Annotated in this window: 21 protein-coding genes and 1 pseudogene; 10 read left to right on the top strand and 12 right to left on the bottom strand. The window is 71.0% G+C overall.

Going from position 1 to position 20,402, the window contains the following annotated elements:
* The coding region (locus BGM09_RS13440; RefSeq protein ID WP_188281777.1) for a helix-turn-helix domain-containing protein at nt 1-234 on the top strand (234 nt) is incomplete at its 5' end.
* Between the two features lie 189 nt (nt 235-423).
* Here BGM09_RS13440 and BGM09_RS13435 read toward each other — a convergent pair.
* Entirely contained in the window at nt 424-663 is a 240-nt protein-coding gene (locus BGM09_RS13435) for a hypothetical protein (RefSeq protein ID WP_188281776.1), read from the bottom strand.
* 808 nt (nt 664-1,471) lie between these two features.
* Here BGM09_RS13435 and BGM09_RS38840 point away from each other — a divergent pair.
* Together BGM09_RS38840 and BGM09_RS13425 are read left to right on the top strand one after the other, a co-directional pair.
* Complete coding sequence (locus BGM09_RS38840) at nt 1,472-2,479, top strand: helix-turn-helix transcriptional regulator (RefSeq protein WP_188281775.1); 1,008 nt, start codon at nt 1,472-1,474, stop codon at nt 2,477-2,479.
* A gap of 134 nt (nt 2,480-2,613) precedes the next feature.
* On the top strand, nt 2,614-3,048 hold the full coding sequence (locus tag BGM09_RS13425) for a hypothetical protein (RefSeq protein WP_188281774.1): 435 nt from the start codon (nt 2,614-2,616) through the stop codon (nt 3,046-3,048).
* 177 nt (nt 3,049-3,225) lie between these two features.
* On the opposite strand, the gene BGM09_RS13420 is transcribed toward BGM09_RS13425, so the two are convergent.
* The 3 genes from BGM09_RS13420 to BGM09_RS13410 form a co-directional block, all read right to left on the bottom strand.
* Nucleotides 3,226-3,672, bottom strand: a complete 447-nt coding sequence (locus BGM09_RS13420; protein ID WP_188281773.1) for a hypothetical protein — start codon at nt 3,670-3,672, stop codon at nt 3,226-3,228.
* Nucleotides 3,673-3,797: 125 nt separating this feature from the next.
* Nucleotides 3,798-4,298, bottom strand: a complete 501-nt coding sequence (locus BGM09_RS13415; RefSeq protein WP_188281772.1) for a glutathione peroxidase — start codon at nt 4,296-4,298, stop codon at nt 3,798-3,800.
* A gap of 26 nt (nt 4,299-4,324) precedes the next feature.
* The gene (locus BGM09_RS13410; RefSeq protein WP_317452690.1) at nt 4,325-4,978 is read right to left on the bottom strand and encodes a pentapeptide repeat-containing protein; all 654 of its coding nucleotides are present in this window, start codon (nt 4,976-4,978) and stop codon (nt 4,325-4,327) included.
* A gap of 107 nt (nt 4,979-5,085) precedes the next feature.
* Between BGM09_RS13410 and BGM09_RS13405 the strand changes: the two genes are divergently transcribed.
* Nucleotides 5,086-6,480 carry an FtsW/RodA/SpoVE family cell cycle protein gene (locus tag BGM09_RS13405; protein ID WP_188281770.1) on the top strand — a complete coding sequence of 465 codons (1,395 nt, stop codon included), beginning with the start codon at nt 5,086-5,088 and terminating at the stop codon, nt 6,478-6,480.
* On the top strand, nt 6,477-7,937 hold the full coding sequence (locus tag BGM09_RS13400; RefSeq protein ID WP_188281769.1) for a peptidoglycan D,D-transpeptidase FtsI family protein: 1,461 nt from the start codon (nt 6,477-6,479) through the stop codon (nt 7,935-7,937). The genes BGM09_RS13405 and BGM09_RS13400 overlap by 4 nt, the downstream gene beginning before the upstream one ends.
* A gap of 35 nt (nt 7,938-7,972) precedes the next feature.
* On the opposite strand, the gene BGM09_RS13395 is transcribed toward BGM09_RS13400, so the two are convergent.
* The 3 genes from BGM09_RS13395 to BGM09_RS13385 form a co-directional block, all read right to left on the bottom strand.
* Nucleotides 7,973-8,803, bottom strand: a complete 831-nt coding sequence (locus BGM09_RS13395) for a polysaccharide deacetylase family protein (RefSeq protein ID WP_188281778.1) — start codon at nt 8,801-8,803, stop codon at nt 7,973-7,975.
* Between the two features lie 239 nt (nt 8,804-9,042).
* Entirely contained in the window at nt 9,043-10,227 is a 1,185-nt protein-coding gene (locus tag BGM09_RS13390) for a CapA family protein (RefSeq protein ID WP_188281768.1), read from the bottom strand.
* Nucleotides 10,228-10,257: 30 nt separating this feature from the next.
* On the bottom strand, nt 10,258-11,367 hold the full coding sequence (locus BGM09_RS13385) for a ferritin-like domain-containing protein (protein ID WP_188281767.1): 1,110 nt from the start codon (nt 11,365-11,367) through the stop codon (nt 10,258-10,260).
* Nucleotides 11,368-11,472: 105 nt separating this feature from the next.
* On the opposite strand from BGM09_RS13385, the gene BGM09_RS13380 reads away from it, so the two are divergent.
* The 5 genes from BGM09_RS13380 to BGM09_RS38835 all read left to right on the top strand — a co-directional run bounded on the left by BGM09_RS13380 (nt 11,473) and on the right by BGM09_RS38835 (nt 17,048).
* The gene (locus BGM09_RS13380; protein ID WP_188281766.1) at nt 11,473-12,366 is read left to right on the top strand and encodes an AurF N-oxygenase family protein; all 894 of its coding nucleotides are present in this window, start codon (nt 11,473-11,475) and stop codon (nt 12,364-12,366) included.
* 47 nt (nt 12,367-12,413) lie between these two features.
* Nucleotides 12,414-13,148: a TetR/AcrR family transcriptional regulator gene (locus BGM09_RS13375; protein WP_188281765.1), complete on the top strand. Its 735-nt coding sequence runs from the start codon at nt 12,414-12,416 to the stop codon at nt 13,146-13,148.
* Nucleotides 13,149-13,194: 46 nt separating this feature from the next.
* Nucleotides 13,195-13,458, top strand: a complete 264-nt coding sequence (locus BGM09_RS13370; RefSeq protein ID WP_188281764.1) for a hypothetical protein — start codon at nt 13,195-13,197, stop codon at nt 13,456-13,458.
* Nucleotides 13,459-13,771: 313 nt separating this feature from the next.
* Nucleotides 13,772-15,412 carry a chitinase gene (locus BGM09_RS13365; protein WP_188281763.1) on the top strand — a complete coding sequence of 547 codons (1,641 nt, stop codon included), beginning with the start codon at nt 13,772-13,774 and terminating at the stop codon, nt 15,410-15,412.
* A 277-nt stretch (nt 15,413-15,689) separates the two neighbouring features.
* Entirely contained in the window at nt 15,690-17,048 is a 1,359-nt protein-coding gene (locus BGM09_RS38835; protein WP_317452688.1) for an NlpC/P60 family protein, read from the top strand.
* 26 nt (nt 17,049-17,074) lie between these two features.
* Here BGM09_RS38835 and BGM09_RS13355 read toward each other — a convergent pair whose 3' ends face one another.
* The 5 genes and pseudogenes from BGM09_RS13355 to BGM09_RS13335 form a co-directional block, all read right to left on the bottom strand.
* Nucleotides 17,075-18,349 carry a styrene monooxygenase/indole monooxygenase family protein gene (locus BGM09_RS13355; protein ID WP_188281762.1) on the bottom strand — a complete coding sequence of 425 codons (1,275 nt, stop codon included), beginning with the start codon at nt 18,347-18,349 and terminating at the stop codon, nt 17,075-17,077.
* Between the two features lie 61 nt (nt 18,350-18,410).
* Nucleotides 18,411-19,019: a GTP-binding protein gene (locus tag BGM09_RS13350; protein WP_188281761.1), complete on the bottom strand. Its 609-nt coding sequence runs from the start codon at nt 19,017-19,019 to the stop codon at nt 18,411-18,413.
* Nucleotides 19,000-19,392: a DUF742 domain-containing protein gene (locus BGM09_RS13345; RefSeq protein WP_188281760.1), complete on the bottom strand. Its 393-nt coding sequence runs from the start codon at nt 19,390-19,392 to the stop codon at nt 19,000-19,002. Before BGM09_RS13345 ends, BGM09_RS13350 begins: the two co-directional genes overlap by 20 nt.
* Nucleotides 19,392-19,880: a roadblock/LC7 domain-containing protein gene (locus BGM09_RS13340; RefSeq protein ID WP_223186790.1), complete on the bottom strand. Its 489-nt coding sequence runs from the start codon at nt 19,878-19,880 to the stop codon at nt 19,392-19,394. The genes BGM09_RS13345 and BGM09_RS13340 overlap by 1 nt, the downstream gene beginning before the upstream one ends.
* A gap of 26 nt (nt 19,881-19,906) precedes the next feature.
* Nucleotides 19,907-20,402 (bottom strand): annotated as a pseudogene (locus tag BGM09_RS13335) (hypothetical protein); the annotation flags it as partial.

The raw sequence follows: 20,402 nt of genomic DNA, 5'->3' as shown, positions 1-20,402 counted from the left end.
CGCGCGCACGACCGGGCCGCGCCGCTCACCGCGCTCAGCGACGCCGAGCGCCGGGTCGCCGCGCTGGCGGCGCGCGGCGCGAGCAACCGGGAGATCGCCGCGACCCTGGTGATCAGCGTCAAGACCGTCGAGGCCGCCCTCACCCGCGCCTACCGCAAGCTCAGCGTCCGCTCCCGCGTCGACCTCGCCAGGGTCGCCCTCGACCACCCGGCCGCCGACCGCCACGAGGTCTGACGGCGAGCGGCACCGCGTGACGCGGACACGACTGTGCGGCACGTACGGACGGACGTACGGACAGACGGACGGGCTGGGGGGAAAACGCCAAGGGGCGCCCCGCCCGTTCGGCGGAACACCCCTTCGTACGAGCCGAGTCGGCCGCCCCCGTGAACGACCGGCCCGCCTCGCCCGATGCCTGACGCCGGGTCAGTGCATCCAGAGCAGGTAGAGGTTGTTGGTGCCCAGCTCACAGATGTAGACCGGGCCGTGGACGGGCGCGTTGGCCTGCGCCTGGGCGACGCACGACGCGTAGGTCGGGAAGTAGCCCATGAACATGAAGCCGCTGCCGGGCGGCGGGGAAGCCTGGGCCGCGCCGGCGAAGACGCCGAGGCCGAGCAGGGCGGTGGCCACCAGCGTTCCGGTGCGGGCCATGAGTCGCTTGGTCATGTGCACAGATCCTTTCCGGGCAGGCGGAAGCGCCTGCGGGGGGAGGGAAGGGGGCTTGCGTGTGCGGATCAGACGTCCAGATCAGAGCTGTTCGGGCCGCGCGCCGTGATCGAACGTTAGCCGTTGACTACAGGCCGCAGCAATAGGTCTAGGCCAATGTGTGACAGCAGCCCACGGATGGCCCTCCTGGGTCAGGTGAGGCGCAGCGCCGTCTCAGTCGGCGGCGGCGTGCAGACCAGTGCGGCCGGCGCCCCGGCCCCCGTACCGCCCACCCCCCTCTTCCGTCGCGCTCCCCGCGCGTCGCACGGCGGCCCGCGCTCACCCGCCGGGGTGAGGGTCACTGGCGTGGCGACCGATGGTGCCCGACCATGTATGCGTGGAGGTGCGACGATGCGGTGGCCAGTGTCAAAAACAGGTATTGACATGCCGACGTGTGCCCAAGAGGATGTTTCCCACGTTGGCGCCCTGCGCCTCCGCATCCATTCGACGCGGGCGACGAATAGGCGATGTGCAACCGGAAAAGTCGCACTTGCGGGCTTCCGGTCGCCGGGCCGCGCCGGTAATACCCCTCACTCCTGGAAGCATTCATGGAACCGTCGGCGAACACTCGTCCGCCGGCTTAGGACAGATCCGTCGCCAGCGCCGCGACCGGCAATGTCTGCCCGGAAGGAGCGTCGCCCGGAGCGCGTGCGGGGCGGCGCGACCGGGCAGAGCTTGCCGGGAGGGGCACTAGAGTCGCTTCGGGTGCTGTCGGCACGCCGCGGGCCGACCCACGGGACCGGTCCGCGGTGACGAGAGGGGGCTAGCCGTGGCGGGAGTTGTTCGCAGTGGCGGGGCGGATGCCGAGGACATCGGTCTCGCCCTGTACCAGACGCTGCGCACCAACGGATCCATAGCCCCGGAGAAGGCGGCCGCGGGCATCGGGCTGACCGACGCCGAGGCCAGGGCCGGTTGGTCGGAGCTGCGGGAGCTGGGGCTCATACGCGCCGGTCGGGTGCCGGAGGAGGTCGATTCGGTGGAGCCCGACACCGCCCTGATCGGCCTGCTGGCCCGGCAGCGCGAGGCGCTCCAGGCCCAGCGCGACGAGTTGTCCTCGATCGTGCGGGCGGCCGAGTCGCTGATGGAGCGCTACCGCCCCGCGGTGTTGCGCGACGCGGCGGAGATCGAGGTGGAACTCCTCATCGGGGAAAACCGTAAACGGCAGTCCATCGGCGATTTCAATGCGCGTATCACGGAATCCACCGGTTCGATGCATCCGGGACCGCTGCCGCCCGCCGAAGTTCTCGTGCATTCCATCGCCGCGGACAGCGCGCTTATCGAGCGGGGCGTGAAAGTGCGCGCCGTATACGGGCAGAGCATTAATTCCGCGCCACGTCAACGTAAATACCTGACGGAACTCTCGGCGGTCGGAGTCGAGGTCAGGCTGGCGACCCAGGTCCCCTTCGACCTCCTGATAGCGGATTCGCACAGCGCGCTTGTCTCGGCCAATCCCGACAACCCCTCGGGCCCCGCGGTCATCGTCCGCGGCGCGGCCCTCGTCCGGTCCTACGTGGCGCTCTACGAGGACTGCTGGCTGCGCGCGGTGCCGTACTCCGCGAAGTCGGCGGGGAGCTTCGACTCGGGCGGCGAGCTGACCGAACAGCACCGCACGACGATGCGACTTCTGGCCAACGGGCTGACAGATGAGCGGATCGCGCGCAAACTAGGGGTGTCCCTGCGCACTGTGAGTCGCCTGGTATCAGAGATCATGCGATATCTCCAGGCGGACAGCCGGTTCCAGGCGGGAGTCCTCGCTGCGGCCCATGGGCTAATTTGACCTGCGCATTCGCGCCATTGCGCACTTACGCACAACCGGAATCTGGCCTGGTCCTGTCCGATTTTGACATCATCGGCAGGGCTACGCGTACCTATCACCCCCTTGAGCGCCTGCCCTCCCAACGAAGGATCACGATGTCGCGCATCCGGCACACGACCAAGATTTCCGCCGTCGCCGCCCTGGTGCTCGCTCTGTCGTCGGCTATCGGAACAACCGTCGCCTTCGCCGACGCCGGTTCGGATTCCGCTCCGGCGCCCAGCGCACCCGCGGACACGTCGGTGGCCCCGGACAACTGGTTCCCCGGTGCTCAGCCCGCCAACTGGTTCCCCGGCGCCAGCGCGGTCGACGGCCCGGACAACTGGTTCCCGAACGCCGTACCCGCGAACTGGTTCCCCACCGCGAGCGCTGAATCCCCCGACAACTGGTTCCCGGGTGCCGTACCCGTGAACTGGTTCCCCAGCGCCGTGGCCGTCTCCCCCGACAACTGGTTCCCGAACGCCGTGCCCGCCGGGAACTGGTTCCCGAATACCGCCACGACCGATGTGACCGTGTCATCACTGTCGGTGTAATTTCCCCGAGCTCTTCGCGCCAGCACGTTCTGGTTTCCCCGCCGGACCCCGGCGCGGCAAGACCCGCCAAGACCTGCCAGCCAGGACCCGCCAAGATCCGCACAGCGCTGTACGGCCCGTGAGCGATATTCACGGGCCGTACAGCGTTTCCTGCATTGTGGGGGGAATCCTGGGGGCTCAGGGAGCCGATGTCACTTCCTGACAGGGTCGGGCGATCCGCAGGGACCGCCGTACCAGTTCATCGATGTCCGTGGCCGCGTCCTCGGCTGCCGGATGTACGGCGAGCCAGCCGAGGTGGCGGCGCAGGAAGGCCGCGAGGGCCGGCACCGTCCGTAGGGGGAGACGGACGGTGCGGCCCTCGACAATCAGATCGGCCCAGGAGGCGAGTGTGCCTCGTATGGCGGCGCGCGCCTCGACAGCCGGCCCGTTCAGGGGGATGCCGGGCCGGGCAGTGCCGGTCAGTCGGTCGCCGGAGTTCGGCGCCGGTACGAGTGCCACCTCCAACTCGCCGTATACCCGGGGAAGCAAGGCGAGTTGCCGATCCAACCGCTCCTGGCAAGGAACGCACAGGGCAGGGTCCGTCTCGACACAAAGGTGTCCGCTACGGAAATCAATCTCCTGCACTGCCCTGTCCCTTCCTCGCTTGGGGCGGTAAGAAGAGCGAACCAGGAACAGGGTGATCCGGACAATGTCCACGGACCGGCCGGATTCTGCCATGGCGCGATCGCGCATCTAAGCACGTGGCAAGGTCACGACGGAAGCTGCGCCTCAATCGCCCCAACCACCTCCGCCGCCTCGGGCTCGGTACGCGGCCGAAAACGCCCGACGATTTCCCCCGAGGCGCTGACCAGGAACTTCTCGAAGTTCCAGGTGATGTCACCGGCTTCTCCGGCCGCGTCGGCCACATCGGTCAGCCTGGCGTAGAGCGGATGCCGGTTCGCGCCATTGACATCGGCCTTCGCCAGCAGCGGGAAGCTGACGCCGTAGGTCGTGGAGCAGAAGGTCTGGATCTCCTCGGCGGAGCCGGGCTCCTGTCCGCCGAACTGGTTGCACGGTACGCCGAGGACGGTGAAGCCGCGGTCGGCGTAGCGCTTCTGCAACCTCTCCAGGCCCTCGTACTGCGGGGTCAGGCCGCACTTGGAGGCGACGTTGACCACCAGGACGGCCTTGCCCGCGTGGGCGCCGAGGGTGGTGGGGTCGCCGTCGATGGTGTTCAGGGGGATGTCGTAGAGGCTTACGGGGTTACTCATGAGTAATATTCTCCTGTCGGTATCTTTCAGCGGTCCTTGACCGTGATGCCCAGGGTCTGGGCGAGCGCGGGGGCGAGGTCGAGAAGCTGCGAGGAGCTGATGACGGCGCCGCGCAGCGACTCGTACCCGTCGGCGAGGTCGATGGCGACCGCGCCGCGCAGGTCGGCCTTCTTCAGCGTGGCGCGGCCGAGCCGGGCGCGCTCGATGCCGCTGCCGGGGAAGGTCACCCCGTTCAGCTTGGCCTCGCCGAAGTCGACGTCGCGCAGGACGCAGTCCTCGAAGACCACGTCGTGCAGGGCGGTGGCGCGCAGATTCACCGAGTCCAGCTTGCAGCGCCGGAAGGTGACCCGGCGCAGCACGGCTCCGAACGCCTCCACACCGGCCAGCGAGCAGCCGGTGAGGGAGGAGTCCAGCCAGTCGGTCTCGGCGAGCGAGACGCCCGTGAAGCGGCTGCCGGTGGCCCACAGGTCGTTGATCCTGGACCGGCGCAGGGTGGTGTCCGTGAAGGTGCAGTCGGTGACCGCGCACTCCAGGAAGCGGGAGCCGTTCGCCGCCTCGTCCTCGAAGGCGAGGCGGTCGAAGTGGACGGTGTCGTAGTCCCCTTCGACGGCCAGCGGGCCGGTGTGGGGACGCAGCAGATCGGCGTACGGAAGGTCGGCGAGTTCGTCCGGGGGTGTCACTCGGCCAGCGTACGCGGCACCTCCGACAGTGCCCGGTGAGGCGTCGGCGGCCCACCGGGAAGCCGACTTAAGGGACATACACCTCACCCCTTGCTAGGTTGCAGCCCATGAGCGCAACCAGCGCCGCGGCGGCGGACGCTCCCCCGGCCGCCCCGCGGATGCCCCGCCGCCGCGGTGTGGAGCTGTCGCTGATCGTCGCCGCGGTACTGATCTCGGTGTACGGCTACGCGGAGGTCGGCCTGGCCAGGAACGGCGCGGTGCCGCCCGACGCCGCGGCCTACGGGGCGGGCCTCGGCGTGCTCGCGCTCCTGGCCCACCTCGCGGTCCGGGCCCGCGCCCCCTACGCCGATCCGCTGCTGCTGCCGATCGCCGTGCTGCTCAACGGCTTCGGCCTGGTGCTGATCTACCGGCTCGACCTGGAGCCGGTGCTCGGCGGCCGGGCGGCGCCCGCCCAGCTGATCTGGTCCACGCTCGGGGTGGCGCTGTTCATCGCGGTGGTGCTGGCGCTGCGCGACCACAGGACACCGGCCCGCTACGCGTACATCAGCGTGACCGCCGCGCTGCTGCTCATGGTGCTGCCGATCTTCTTCCCCGCGATCAACGGCGCGAAGATCTGGATCAGGGTGGCCGGATTCTCCTTCCAGCCGGGCGAGTTCGCCAAGGTGCTGCTCGCGGTCTTCTTCGCCGCCTACCTGTCGGCCAACCGCGCGGCGCTGGCGTACGCGGGCCGCCGGGTGTGGCGGCTGCAACTGCCCACCGGCCGCGTGCTGGGCCCGGTGGTCGCGATCTGGCTGCTCAGCGTCGGCGTCCTGGTGGTCGAGCGCGACCTGGGCACCTCGCTGCTGTTCTTCGGCCTGTTCGTGATCATGCTGTACGTGGCGACCGGGCGGACCGGCTGGATCGCCGTGGGCCTGCTGCTCGCCGGGGTGGGCGCGTGCGCGGTCGGCGCGCTGGAGCCGCATGTGCACAGCAGGGTGCAGGACTGGCTGCACCCCTTCGCGACCATCGACGCGGGCATCGGCCCCAACCAGATCTCGCAGTCGCTGTTCGCCTTCGCGAGCGGCGGGGTGCTCGGCGCCGGGCTCGGCCAGGGCCACTCCGCGCTGATCGGCTTCGCCGCGAAGTCGGACTTCATCCTGGCCACCGCGGGCGAGGAACTGGGCCTGTTCGGGCTGACCGCGCTGCTCCTGCTGTACGCGCTGCTGGTGGCGCGCGGCTTCCGGGCCGGGCTCGCGCTGCGCGACCCCTTCGGGCGGCTGCTCGCGGTCGGCCTGGCCGCGATCCTGGCGCTCCAGGTCTTCGTGATCACCGGCGGGGTGATGGACCTGATCCCGATGACGGGCATGGCGATGCCGTTCCTCGCGCAGGGCGGCTCGTCCGTCGTGACCAACTGGATCATCGTGGCGCTGCTGATCCGGCTCAGCGACAGCGCCCGCCGCCCGCCGCCCGACCTGCCCGAGGGGCCGCCGGACCAGCTCGCGCCGCTGGAGCGGGCCCGGTGATCCGCTGTGTGCGGCACGCCGCCGCCTTCTGCTTCCTGCTGCTGGTCGCGCTGCTGGTCAACGCGGCGCGGGTGCAGGTCGTCAAGGCGTCCGCGTACGACGACAACCCGGCCAACCGGCGGATCGCGATCACCCGTTACCACCAGCCGCGCGGCGACATCCTCGTCGGCGGCTCCCCGGTGACCGGATCACGGGACGCGGGCGGCCAGTTGAGGTACCAGCGGACGTACGCCGACGGGCCGCTGTACGCGCCGGTGACCGGCTTCGCCTCGCAGACGTACGGCACGACGCTGCTGGAGGGCACCGAGGACGGCGTGCTGTCGGGCACGGCCTCGCAACTGGCGTCGGTGCCGCTGTGGAACGAGATCACCCGGGCCCGGCAGCGCGGCGGCGATGTGCACACCACGATCGACGCGGCGGCGCAGCGGGCGGCGTACACCCGCCTCGCGGGCCGCAGGGGCGCGGTGGCCGCGGTGGATCCGGCGACCGGGCGGATTCTGGCGCTGGTGTCGTCGCCGTCGTACGACCCGGCGGCGCTGTCGGGCACCGGCGCGGCGGTGAACGACGCCTGGAGGCGGCTGAACGCGGACACCAGTCAGCCGATGCTGGACCGGGCGATCCGGCAGACGTATCCGCCGGGTTCGACGTTCAAGGTCGTCACGGCCGCCGCCGCGCTCCAGAGCGGCAAGGTCACCGATCTGCTGGCGCCGACGCGCTCGCCGGACCCGTACCGGCTGCCGGGTTCGACGGCCACGCTCACCAACGAGGGCGGCGGCTGCGCCAACGCCAGCATGTACGACGCCTTCCGGGTCTCGTGCAACACGGTCTTCGCCAAGCTCGGCGCCGACGTGGGGCTGGCCGGGATGCGGGCGCAGGCACAGGCGTTCGGCTTCAACGACACGCGGCTGCGGATTCCGCCGTCCGTCGCGAAGAGCAACTTCGACACGCGGATGAGCCCCGACCAGGTGGCGCTGTCCTCGATCGGGCAGTTCGACACGACCGCGACCCCGTTGCAGATGGCGATGGTGGCGGCGGCGGTCGGCAACGGCGGGACGCTGATGGCGCCGTATCTGGTGGACTCGGTGACCAACCGAAGCGGGGCGACGGTGTCCGCCGACGGGCCGCGGACGCTGCACCGGGCGATGAGCGAGGGCACCGCGCGGCAGCTCCAGCAGCTGATGGAGGCGGTGGTCACCGACGGCACCGGCACCAACGCGGCGATCCCCGGTGTCGTCGTCGGCGGCAAGACCGGCACCGCCCAGCACGGCGTGGACAACACCGGGACGCCGTACGCCTGGTTCATCTCCTACGCGAAGCCGCCGGGCGGTACGCAGGCGTCGGTGGCGGTGGCGGTGGTCGTCGAGGACGCGGAGGCGGCGCGGGCGGACATCTCCGGCGGCGGGAACGCGGCGCCCGTCGCGCGGGCGGTCATGCGGGCGGTGCTGAGCGCGCGCTGACGGGCCGCCAGGTCCGCGTGCCGTGCGACGGGCGGTCAGTTCACCTTGGGGAAGCTGAAGGCGTAGCCCTGCTCCTTGAGCCACGGCAGGATCTGCTCCAGCGCGTCCACGGTCTGCTCGCGGTCGCCGCCGCCGTCGTGGAAGAGGATCGTCGGGCCGTTGCTCAGCTCGTACTTGATGGTCTGCACGATCGTGCCGACGCCGGGCTTGGTGTAGTCCTTGGTGTCGACGTTCCAGCCGAGCGGGCGCATGCCGTGCTGGGCGGCGAGCGCGCGGCTGGCCGGGGTGAAGGCGCCGCCGGGGGCGCGGTAGTACTGCACGGGCGCGCCGCCCGAGGCTTCCTCGATCATGGCGTAGGCGTCCATGATCTCCTTCTCCTGGTACGCGAAGGGCTTGTGGTCCATCGACTCGTCGTGGCTCACGGTGTGGTCGCACAGCCGGTGTCCCGCGGCGACGACGGCGCGTACGAGGTCGGGGTGGGCCTTGGCCTGCGGGCCGATCATGCAGAAGGTGGCGTGGACGCCGTACTGCTTGAGAACGTGGAGCACCTTGGGCGTCCAGACCGGGTCGGGACCGTCGTCGATGGTGATGTTGACGGCCTTGCCCGCGGCCTCCGGCGCGTGCACGATCGTGTCGGGCACCGCGGCCACGGTGGGTATGTGGCTGGTGGGCGTGCCGGACGGTCCGGTCGAACCCGCGCCCGTACCGCCGCCGTCGCTCCCCTTGCCGCCGCCGCTCCCGTTGCCGCCGGTACCGCCGCTCGCGCCGCCGATGACGCCGGAGCCGTTGTTCGCCGACGCCTTGCCGTGGCCGTGCGCCAGGACCGCGGTGGCCACCGACGCGATCACCACCACCAGGACCGCCATGGCGACGGCCGCCGCCTGCGGCATCGTCCTCAGTCGCCCCACCGAGAATCGCCCTCCGGTCATCGTCTCTACCCGCCCGCCTCGTTGATTCCGTCGACCCGGTCCGCGCCGTGTTCCACGCGGTGTCCGCACGGCCGGTCGTCCCCCCGGCTCCGCGACCGAATAGATGCTGGTGCCTCCGGGTCGGTTCCGCCATGGGCAGGTCGGCGACACTGCCGTTACAGAACCCGGACTTCTCGCTAACTCCCTGGTGGCGACGTCAGCCCGGTGCACCGGCGCAACTGCTCGTACCGGTCGGTGATCCGCTCCCCCGCCGCGCCGGTCCGCGGCCGCGGTACGCCCGCGCCGTCGACGAGGGCGGGCGCGAAGACGGCGCGGGTGACCTCGCCGCGGCGGACGGTCAGTGTGGTGACGCCGGTCTCGTCGGAGTGCGGGTACGGCGAGGAGCCGTACCAGAGGAAGTTGCCGAAGCCGTAGGCCACATACGTCGGGCCGAGCATGCCGGAGCCGAGCATCACATGGGCGTGGGTGCCGACCACCGCGGTGGCCCCGGCCGCCGACAGATCGGCCGCGATCGACTTCTGCTCGGGCCCCGGGCAGCTCTGGCCCTCGGTGCCCCAGTGCAGGTAGACCACCACGACGTCGGCGTGCGCCTTGGCGTCCCTGACCGCCTTCAGCAGCCGGGGGCGGTCGAGCGCGGAGGCGATGCCGGGCGCGGTGGCGGTGGCCCGGAAGTTCTCGTTGGTGATGTCGTAGACCTGGCTGGCGGCGACGACCGCGAGGCGTACGCCGTTGACGGTCGCGGTGTACGGGCGGTACGCCTGCGCCGCGTCGGCGCCGATGCCGACCACGGGGACCGGCGCGGCGCGCTGGGCCGCGAGGCTGTCGGCCAGGCCCTGGGCGCCGTAGTCCACGGCGTGGTTGTTGGCCATGGTGACGGCGTCGACGCCGGACCGCCGGAGCGCGTCGAGCGCGTCGGGGCCGGTCCTGAAGTGGTACTTCTTCGACTGCGGGGTGCCGCGCGTGGTGATCGCGGACTCCAGGTTGACCATCGAGAAGTCGGCGGCGGCCAGCGCCGTCGACATCGGCCCGAGCGCCGGGTCGATGCCGAGCCGGTTGGCCGTCCGCCCGGTGAAGTGCACGTCCCCGGCGAAGGCGAGGGTCACGGTGCCGGCGGGCTCGGCCGGGCGCGCGGCGGCGTCCACGGTCGGTGTCGAGGAGGGCGCGGCGCCGCCGGGCGCGGCGGTGCCCGCGTCCGGTACGGGTCCGGCCTCGGTGGAGCCGCCGCGGCCGTAGGCCACGTACAGCGAACCGGCGGCGACGAGCAGCAGCGCCGTACCGCCGACGACGGTGTTTCTGCGTCGGCGGCGTGCCCTAGCGCGGCGTATCCCGCGCCGCGATTCCGGTCCGGCTCCCTCGTTCATCGGACAAGCGTACGATCCGCTCGCCGTGGGTCAGTGCGGGGCCGCCCCCTGCTCGATGGCGTCGGTGACCTCGGCCACGCGGGCCTGCTCCTCGGCGGCGAAGCGTTCCGCGTCGAGTTTCTCCGCGATCTCCTCGTCCTCGTCCATGAGCTGGTCGAGGTTGGAGTCGCCGAGGTCGAAGACGCCCATGTCGAGGTACGCCTTCTGGAGCCGGGGTCCCCACAGGCCGATGTCCTTCACGCAGGGCACGATGCGGCTGAAGAGCAGCTTGCGGAACAGGTGCAGGAATTCGGAGCGTTCGGTCATCTCGGCGGCCTCGGCGGTGGGGATTCCGAAGTTCTCCAGGACTTCGAGGCCGCGCAGCCGGTCGCGCATCAGGTAGCAGCCCTCGATGACGAAGTCCTCGCGCTCGCGCAGTTCGGCGTCGGTGAGCTGCTTGTAGTAGTCGCGCAGCGCCATCCGCCCGAAGGCGACGTGCCGGGCCTCGTCCTGCATGACGTAGGCCAGGATCTGCTTGGGCAGCGGCTTGGTGGTGGTGTCGCGGATCATGCCGAAGGCGGCGAGCGCGAGACCCTCGATGAGCACCTGCATGCCGAGGTAGGGCATGTCCCAGCGCGCGTCGCGCAGGGTGTCGCCGAGCAGCGCCTGGAGGTTGTCGTTGATCGGGTAGACCATCCCGACCTTGTCCTGGAGGAAGCGGCCGTAGATCTCGGCGTGCCGGGCCTCGTCCATGGTCTGGGTGGCGGAGTAGAACTTCGCGTCGAGGTCGGGGACGGACTCCACGATCCGGGCGGCGCAGATCATCGCGCCCTGCTCGCCGTGGAGGAACTGGCTGAACTGCCAGGAGGTGTAGTGCTGCCGCAGCAGCCCGCGGTCGCGGGCGTTCATGGCGTCCCAGTAGCGGCTGCCGTAGATCGACATGGCCTCGTCGGGGGTGCCGAGCGGGTCGTACGGGTCGACCTCCAGGTCCCAGGCGATGCGCTTGGCCGCGTCCCACTGCTTGTCCTTGCCCTTCTGGTACAGGGCGAGCAGGCGTTCGCGGCCGTCGCCGTACTCCCAGGAGAAGCGGGCGGCGCCCTGGGCCGGGACCTGCCAGATCCACTCGGCGGGCGGTTGCGTGTACAGGGCTTCCGTCGACATCGGCGGCTCCATTCCACGTGCGCGGGGTCTTGACGGGCTTGTTGACACAGAGTCTCATAAGAGTCGTACCGCAGGTAACCCTCATGCGCCGGAGGCCACTTCACGATGGACACCAGCCTGATCGACCGCGAGAAGACCGCGGAGCGGCTGCTGGCCGCGTCCGCCAAGCACTCGTTCGACCCGGACACCGAGCTGGACTGGGACGCGCCCTTCGAGGAAGGCACGTGGTTCTGGCCGCCGGAGCTGGTGTCGCTGTACGACACCCCGCTGTGGAAGCGGATGTCGCAGGAGCAGCGCATCGAGCTGAGCCGCCACGAGGCGGCGTCGCTGTGCTCGATCGGCGTCTGGTTCGAGACGATCCTGATGCAGCTCCTGCTGCGGCACACCTACGACCTGGACCCGACCAGCAACCATGTGCGGTACGCGCTGACGGAGATCGCCGACGAGTGCCGGCACTCGAAGATGTTCGCGCGGGCCGTGACGAAGATGGGCACGCCCACCTACCGGCCCAGCAGGCTCGACCACAACCTCGGCCGGCTGATCAAGACGGTGTCCACCACCCCCGGCGCCTTCACCGGCACGCTGCTGGCCGAGGAGATCCTGGACTGGATGCAGCGGCTGACCTTCCCCGACGACCGCGTGCAGCCCTTCGTCCGGGGCGTGACCCGTATCCACGTGGTCGAGGAGGCCCGGCACATCCGCTACGCCCGCGAGGAGCTGCGCCGCCAGATGGTGACGGCGCCGCGCTGGGAGGTGGAGTTCACCCGGCTGACCTCCGCGCAGGCCGCCAGGACCATCGCCCGTTCGCTGATCAGCCCGGAGGTCTACGCGTCGGTCGGTCTCGACCCCGTCCAGGCGGCCGAGGCGGCCCGCACCAGCCCGCACCGCCGCGAGGTGATGCGGCAGTCGGCGAAGCGGCTGATGGACTTCCTGGACGAGATCGGGCTGATCAAGGGCCCGAGCCGCAAGCTGTGGCGGTCCTCGGGTCTGCTCGGTTGAGACCTGCCCCGACCCGTTCATGTGTGCGGGCGGTTACGCTGCCTGACATGACCAGCAGCGCGGCGCCCGCATACCGCCGGATGAGCGTCGAGCAGCGCCGTACGCAGCTGCTGGCCGCCGCCGTCGACCTGTTCGGCCACCGGCGGCCGGAGGACGTGTCGGTCGACGACGTCGCGGCGGCGGCCGGGGTGTCCAGGCCGCTGGTCTACCGCTACTTCCCCGGCGGCAAGCAGCAGTTGTACGAGGCCGCGGTGCACGACGCGGCGCAGGAGCTGATCGGCCGCTTCGGCGTCCCCTCACAGGGGCCGCCGACCGAACGGCTCGCGGACGCGCTGGACCGCTATCTGGCGTATGTGGACGAGCACGACGCGGCGTACGGAGCGCTGCTGCGCGGCGGCAGCGTCGCCGAGACCAGCCGCACGGACGCGATCGTGGACGAGGTACGGCGCAGGGCCGCGGAGCAGGTGCTGCACCACCTCGGGGTGACCGCGCCGGGGCCGCGGCTGGCGATGATGGTCAGGTCGTGGATCGCCTGCGTGGAGGCGATATCGCTGATCTGGCTGGACGAGGGCAAGCAGCCGCCGGTCGCGGAGCTGCGGGCGTGGCTGGTGGACCACTTCATCGGGCTGCTGCTGGTGACCGCGACGACCGATCCGGAGGCCGCGGAGGCCGCCGCCCGCGCGCTGGCGCTGGAGACCCCGAGCAGCCCGGCGGGCGGGCTGGCGCGGCGGCTCGCGCCGATCGCGGACGCGGTCGCACATCTGCTCCCCGACCCCTCCTGACCGCGACCGGGGAACCCCCCGCCGCCCGCCGTGCCATCCTGAGCGGGTGAGACACGAGGACACGGAATTCGTCGGGGGCCCGCTGGACGGGCGGGTGCTCGGCGTGCTCGCCGGGATGACCGGGCAGCCGCCGCGGGTCTACACCGTGCCCGTGCCCACGCCCGAGGGCGGTCCGCCGGTGGTGCACGTCTACCACCGCGAGCCCAGCCCCGGCCCGCGCGGCTCCCGCCGTACCCGCTGGGTCTTCGTGTACGACCCGGAGGGCAACCGCCCGGACGGCCCCAAGTGGCCCTGGCGCAAAAGCTCCTGACGTCCTCCGGACAGGCCCGGGGCAGCCGCGGGCGCTAGCCCGCCCGGCGTCCTCCGGACAGGCCCGGGGCAGCTCACCGGCCGGGCCGCCCGGGGTCTCCCGAACGGCCCGGGGCAACCGCGGGCGCAAACCCACCCGACCGCCCGACCGCCCGCCGCACTCGCTCGCGTAGCCGCAGGCGCAAAGGCCCCTGAACGGGGACGGAAACACCGGCCGAAGGGCCGGGTACTGGTCCGGACCATTGACACGCATTGGTCTGGACCTGTTTGCTGCGCGGTGACATGCGCCGTCCTCACCGAAGGAGCATCCCCCCATGCTCTCCACCGCACCGCGCACCAGACGCAGAACCTTCATCGCCGCCTCCGCCACCCTCGCGGGCGCCGTCGCGCTCTGCGGGCTCGTGGCGCTGGCCCCGTCCGCCAGCGCGGGCGAGTTCCTGACCAACGGCGGCTTCGAGACCGGCAGCCTGTCCGGCTGGACCTGCGACGCGGGCACCGCCGCCGTCGTCAGCGGCCAGGCGCACAGCGGCACTTACGCTCTCCAGGGCACCCCGAGCGCGAGCGGCACCGCGCAGTGCAAGCAGAGCGTGTCCGTCGCGCCGAACACCACGTACACCCTGACCGGCCAGGTCAAGGGCTCCTACGTCTACCTCGGCGTGGACGGCGGCGCCAGTACCTGGACGCCCGGCACGGGCAGCGGCTACGCGGCGCTGAGCGTGTCCTTCACCACCGGCGCGAGCCAGACCAGCGCGGCGGTCTACGTGCACGGCTGGTACGGCCAGCCCGCGTACCTCGCCGACGACATCTCGCTCCAGGGCCCCGGCAGCGGCACGACCACGCCGCCCACCACCCCGCCGACAACGCCCCCCACCACCCCGCCGACGACGCCTCCCACGACGCCGCCGACCACTCCCCCGACCTCGCCCCCGCCCTCCGGCGGACTGCCCACCCACGCGCTGGTCGGCTATCTGCACGAGACGTTCGCCAACGGCTCCGGCTACACCAAGCTGGCGGACGTGCCGGACAGTTGGAACATCATCGACCTGGCGTTCGGCGAGACCAGCTCGCCGACCTCGGGCAGCATCCACTTCACCCGCTGCTCGGCAAGCGAGTGCCCGGGAGTGGAGTCCGACGCGGACTTCAAGGCCGCGATCAAGGCCAAGCAGGCCAAGGGCAAGAAGGTGCTGCTGTCCATCGGCGGCGCGAACGGCGAGGTGCAGCTCACCACGACGGCCGCCCGCGACGCCTTCGTCTCCTCGGTGAGCGGCATCATCGACACCTGGGGCCTGAACGGCATCGACATCGACTTCGAGGGCCACTCGCTGTCCCTGAACACCGGTGACACCGACTTCAAGAACCCGACCACCCCGGTGATCGTCAACCTGATCTCGGCGCTGAAGACGCTCAAGGCCAAGTACGGCAGCGGCTTCGTGCTGACGATGGCGCCCGAGACGTTCTTCGTCCAGATGGGCTACCAGTACTACGGCTCGGGCCCGTGGGGCGGCCAGGACCCGCGCTGCGGCGCGTACCTGCCGGTGATCTACGCGATGCGGGGCGACCTGACGCTGCTGCACGTCCAGGACTACAACTCCGGCTCGATCATGGGCCTGGACAACCAGTACCACTCCATGGGCGGCGCGGACTTCCACATCGCGATGACCGACATGCTCCTCACCGGCTTCCCGGTGGCGGGCAACACCGCCAACATGTTCCCGGCCCTGGCCCCCTCGCAGGTCGCGATCGGCCTGCCCGCCTCGGTCAACGCGGGCAACGGCTACACCGCCCCGGCCGCCGTCGACCAGGCGCTCGACTGCCTGACCAAGAAGACCAACTGCGGCGGCTACACCACCCACGGCACCTGGCCCGCGCTGCGCGGCCTGATGACCTGGTCGGTGAACTGGGACAAGTTCAGCAACTGGGAGTTTCAGAAGAACTTCACCAGCTACTTCGGCTGAACCCTGAACCCTGAACCCTGAACCCTGAACCTCGGACCCTGAACCTTGGACCGAGCCGGTGACGGCTCCCGATACGCGTACGGCCCGGCCGCCGAGGGCGGTGACCGGGCCGTACGCTTTTCATGTCCGGACGGTGATCGCACGGCGAAGATCACCTGTGAGAGTGACCGGGTTGCGCGGAATCGCCTATTCCCTCTGTCGAACATATGACAATTCGTGGCAGGATGCGGATCGCGTAGCGTGTTACCGACCGGTTACGGGAGATGAGGGGTAGTCAGTGGCCCGAGGTACCAGGAGGTGGCTGCGTTCGGTCGCGGTCTGCGGCACTCTGCTCGCCGCCGCGGCACTCGCCCTGCCGGCCCAGCAGGCGGCGGCACGGCCCTACGATCCGCCGCCCGCGGCGGAGGTCTCGCTGCCCGATCTGCTGACCAAGCTCCAGACCCTCTACGCGCAGACGGAGACGGCGACCGAGTCGTTCAACAAGGCGAAGGAGACCGCCGACCGGCAGCGCGACCAGGCCGACCAGGTCGACGCACAACTGGCCGACCAGCGGGTCTCGGTCGCGGACAAGCGCGACGAGGTGGGTCTGATGGCCCGCCAGATGTACAAGGACGGCAGCGTGTCGCCGTACCTGTCGATGCTGACCGGCCAGACCCCGCAGGACTTCTTCGGGCAGCGGCACGTGCTGGACCGGGCCGCCGACCACCAGCAGGACGTGCTGGCCGAGCTGACCAGCGGCGAGCAGCGGCTGAACGAGCTGAACACCCAGGCGCAGCAGGCGCTGGACAAGGCGCAGTCCGCGCTGGCCGTGCAGCAGGCGCAGAAGAACACGGTGGAAAAGCGCCTCCAGGAGGTCGAGTCGATACTGGCCGGGCTCACCGGCGTGCAGATCAGCGAATTGCAGTCGCTGGAGGAAAAGGGCGTCAACAAGGCGCAGCAGGAGTTCCTCGACTCCAAGGCGCTGGGTTCCGACGCCGACAGGCGCCTGCCGTCCGACGCGGGGAAGCGGGCCATCAGCTACGCCTTCATGCAGCTCGGCAAGCCGTATGTGTGGGGCGCGCAGGGCCCGGACTCCTTCGACTGCTCGGGGCTGACCTCGCAGGCGTGGTCGCACGCCGGGGTGACCATCCCGCGCACCAGCCAGGAGCAGTGGGCGCGGCTCCCGCACGTGCCGCTCGAACTGCTGCGCCCCGGCGACCTGGTGATCTACTTCTCCGGCGCCACGCATGTGGCGATCTACATCGGCAACGGCCTGGTGGTCCAGGCGCCGCGCCCCGGCTCGGTGGTGAAGGTCTCGCCGATCGCCGCCAACCCGATACTGGGCGCCGTCCGCCCGGACCTCGGCAGCGCCCCGGCCGGGGACTACACCCTGCCGAAGATCCCCAAGCAGGCCGAGCAGCCGACGCCGTTCAGCCCGCAGGTGACGCCCCCGGCGCCCAAGCCCAGGACCTCCGGCGGGTCGACCGGCACCGCCCCGGCCACCCCGCCGCCGCACTCCTCGGGTCCCGTCACCCGGCCGACCCCGGGCGAGAGCACGCCGCCGCCGAAGACCACCCCGACGCCGACGCCCTCGGACACCCCGTCCGACGGCCCGACGCCCACGCCCTCCGCCACCGAGAGCGGGGGCGCCGGCTAGCTGCCCGTGGGAGCCGGGTCCGACGCCTACGCGGAGGGCCCGGCGCCCGGCGCGGCCTGCGTCTGCGCCTGCGCCTGCGCCTCGGCGAGATACGCCCCGGCCCGCTCCGGCTCGAAGAACCACTCCTCGTAGTCGGCCGGGTCGTCGAAGCCGTTGGCGAAGCGGTCGGCGACCGGCTGGAGCCCGCCCGCCGCGCCGATCAGCCCGAGGACGTGCTCCGGCGGCGGCGCCAGCATCGCGTTGGTCCACTTGGTGACCGGCGCCGCGTGGTTCCAGTAGCGGTCGAAGGCGCCCTGCATCCACTCGCGGTCGAAGGGCAGCTCGCCGCGCTCGACGATGCTCGCCAGATACGAGGCAGCGCACTTGGCGGCGTTGTTGGAACCCTGGCCGGTGATCGGGTCGTTGGCCACCACGACGTCCGCGACGCCCAGCACCAGCCCGCCCGAGGGCAGTTCACCGACCGGCTCGCGTACGGTCGGCGCGTACCGCCCGGCGAGCGTGCCGCCCGCGTCGGTCAGCTCGACCGAGCCCGCCCGGTCGTACTCCCACGGCGTGAAGCGGCGCATCAGGTCCAGGGTGAGGCGGAGCTGCTCCGCGGGGTCCTTGATGCCCTGGAAGACATCGACCGGGCCGCCGGGCACGCCCTCCCAGAAGAGTATGTCGGCCGGTCCCGAGGTGCTCAGCGTCGGCATCACGAACAACTCGCCGACGCCGGGCACCAGATTGCAGCGCACCGCGAAGAAGTCGGGGTGCTCGGGGCGCGGCCCGAGGCCGTGCACATACGACACCGCGAGCGCCCGCTGCGGGGCGTCGTAGGGCGAACGGGCCGCGTCCCGGCGGAACATGGAGACGATCTCGCCCTTGCCCGCGGCCACCAGCACCAGGTCGTAGGCGCGGGAGAAGTAGTCCAGGTCCGATACGGCCACACCGTGGATGACGAGCTTGCCGCCGCGCTCGGCGAAGGTCTCCATCCAGCCGGCCATCTTCACCCGCTGGTCGACGGACTGCGCGTGACCGCGCAGCTTGCCCACCCAGTCGATCGGTCGTGAGGCGTCGGGCGCGGAGACGGAGACGCCCAGTCCCTCGATGCGCGGGGCCTGGTCCTCCCAGAAGTTCAGCCCGAGGTCGCGTTCGTGCTGGAGCGCGGTGGCGAACATGCACTGGGTGGACATCACCCGGCCGCCGCGTATCTCGTCGGCGGTCCGGTTGGACATCACGGTGACGTCATAGCCCTGGGACTGGAGGCCCAGGGCGAGTTGGAGCCCGGCCTGCCCGGCTCCGACGATGAGTATCTTGCGCACAACGGCTCGCTTCAGGTCGATGGTCTTCGTAAGACGGCGGCAACGGCGACAACTACGGTCACTACATGGGCTGTTCGGACAGCGCGTGCCCGACCAGCGCCAGCAGCGCCTCCACCACTGAATACCGCTTGCGAGCGTCGATCACCAATACGGGGATGTGGGTGGGTACGGCCAGTGCCTCACGGACGTCGTCCGGGGTGTACTGCGGCGTGCCCTCGAACTGGTTCACGGCGACCGTGTAGGGCAGACCGGTGCCCTCGAAGTAGTCCAACGCCGGGAAGCAGTCGGCCAGTCGACGGGTGTCGGCGAGCACGACCGCGCCTATCGCGCCGCGCACGAGGTCGTCCCACATGAACCAGAAGCGCTGCTGTCCCGGCGTGCCGAAGACGTACAGCACCAGGTCCTGGTCCAGGGTGATCCGGCCGAAGTCCATGGCCACCGTGGTGGTGGTCTTGTCAGGCGTGGCGGCGAGGTCGTCGACGGCCTCGCTGGCCTGGGTCATCACCGCCTCGGTGGTGAGCGGTGCGATCTCGGAGACGGCGCCGACGAAGGTGGTCTTGCCCACGCCGAAGCCGCCCGCCACCACGATCTTCGTGGAGACCGGCGCCCTGCCGCGTTCCTTCTGCCACTCTTGCAGGCCGTCCTGCTGGTCAGAGCCTGCGAAGTCCACTGAGCACCCTTTCGAGCAGCGCGCGGTCGGGACTGCCGGGCCCGTGCCCGGTTCCGTACACGCGGATCCTTCCCTGGTCCGCCAGGTCACTGATCAGGACACGGACGACGCCGAGCGGCATCCGCAGGAGTGCGGAGATCTCGGCCACCGACCGCATTCTGCGGCACAGTTCGACGATCGCCCGCAGCTCGGGCATCACGCGCTCGGCCCAGTCGCCCCTGGTGAGGGCGAGTTGTTCGCCCGGACCGTCAACGGTGGCCACGAACGTCTCGACCATGAGTACATGACCGAACCGCGTGCGACCGCCGGTCAAAGCGTACGGGCGTACGCGCGCGGTGCGCCGGTCGGCTCCGCGTTGGGGCAGCGACGGCATCAGCGGGCACTCTCCAGGGCGTGGCGCAGTTCACTGCGCAGTGCGGGGGTCAGGACGTGTCCGGCCCGTCCGACGAACAGGGCCATGTGGTACGCGATGACGCTCATGTCGCAGTCGGCGCCCGCGTGCACGCCCAGCAGCGAGCCGTCGCTGATCGACATCACGAACACCGCGCCGTCGGTCATCGCGACGGTGGTCTGCCGGACCTTGCCGCCGTCCATCAGCTTCGCCGCGCCGACGGTGAGGGAGGCCAGGCCCGACACGACGGCGGCGAGGTCGCCGCGGTCACCCGCGGGGTTCTTCCGCGGCGCGGGGACCGCCGGGTCCTCGTCGGCCGGCGGCGCGGGGGGCTGCGACGCGTCGGCCTCGGCGTGCGAGGTGATCAGCAGCAGGCCGTCGGAGGAGACCACGGCGACCGAGCGGACACCGGGCACCTCCTCGACGAAATTCCGCAACAGCCACTGGAGATTGCGCGCCTCATGACTCAAGTCCTTCGTTTGCGTGCCGACCGCGTTCAACGGGTCGCCTCCTCAACGGTTTCGGCTGGGCCTGGGTCCCCCTGGTCGTCCCCTCGCACGTCCGTGGTCGTGACCGCGGTGCCCTCCACCGCTCCCGGTCCCGCTCCGGCTCCGGGCTCCGGTATCACCGCTCCTGCCCCGGCGACCGGTCCTGATCCGCTGGTGATCTCCTCCTCGACATCCCGCCGTCCGGCCTGCAATCCCCTTTGCAGACCGCCCAGTTTGCGCCGCAGCGCCTCGGCGTCGACCGGTCCCCCGCGCTGCGGCTCGCGCGTCGCGGGCTCTCCGGTCAGACCGGTGCTGCGCGGGGTCCGCTGCGGCAGCCCCTTGCCGGTGAGGCTGCCGCCGACGGGCGCGGCAGGCGTGTCGGCTGCGGACACCCTACGGTGCCTGGGCCGGGAGGCGCCCTGTCCTGGCGCGGTCCCGCCGTCGGGTGCCGGGCGCGTGTGCTCGGTCTGCGGCGGTACGGCCGGGGCCGCGGCGGGCGCGGGC

The organism is Streptomyces sp. CBMA29, assembly GCF_014596445.1.
Taxonomy (GTDB): domain Bacteria; phylum Actinomycetota; class Actinomycetes; order Streptomycetales; family Streptomycetaceae; genus Actinacidiphila.
This window is presented reverse-complemented; position numbering and strand designations above follow the sequence as displayed.

Excerpts from the sequence above, each read along its gene's own strand:
- BGM09_RS13435 (WP_188281776.1), bottom strand. The coding sequence starts at position 663 with ATGACCAAGCGACTCATGGCCCGCACCGGAACGCTGGTGGCCACCGCC.
- BGM09_RS13425 (WP_188281774.1), top strand. The coding sequence starts at position 2,614 with ATGTCGCGCATCCGGCACACGACCAAGATTTCCGCCGTCGCCGCCCTG.
- BGM09_RS13415 (WP_188281772.1), bottom strand. The coding sequence starts at position 4,298 with ATGAGTAACCCCGTAAGCCTCTACGACATCCCCCTGAACACCATCGAC.
- BGM09_RS13405 (WP_188281770.1), top strand. The coding sequence starts at position 5,086 with ATGAGCGCAACCAGCGCCGCGGCGGCGGACGCTCCCCCGGCCGCCCCG.
- BGM09_RS13395 (WP_188281778.1), bottom strand. The coding sequence starts at position 8,803 with ATGGCGGTCCTGGTGGTGGTGATCGCGTCGGTGGCCACCGCGGTCCTG.
- BGM09_RS13390 (WP_188281768.1), bottom strand. The coding sequence starts at position 10,227 with ATGAACGAGGGAGCCGGACCGGAATCGCGGCGCGGGATACGCCGCGCT.
- BGM09_RS13385 (WP_188281767.1), bottom strand. The coding sequence starts at position 11,367 with ATGTCGACGGAAGCCCTGTACACGCAACCGCCCGCCGAGTGGATCTGG.
- BGM09_RS13380 (WP_188281766.1), top strand. The coding sequence starts at position 11,473 with ATGGACACCAGCCTGATCGACCGCGAGAAGACCGCGGAGCGGCTGCTG.
- BGM09_RS13375 (WP_188281765.1), top strand. The coding sequence starts at position 12,414 with ATGACCAGCAGCGCGGCGCCCGCATACCGCCGGATGAGCGTCGAGCAG.
- BGM09_RS13365 (WP_188281763.1), top strand. The coding sequence starts at position 13,772 with ATGCTCTCCACCGCACCGCGCACCAGACGCAGAACCTTCATCGCCGCC.
- BGM09_RS13345 (WP_188281760.1), bottom strand. The coding sequence starts at position 19,392 with ATGCCGTCGCTGCCCCAACGCGGAGCCGACCGGCGCACCGCGCGCGTA.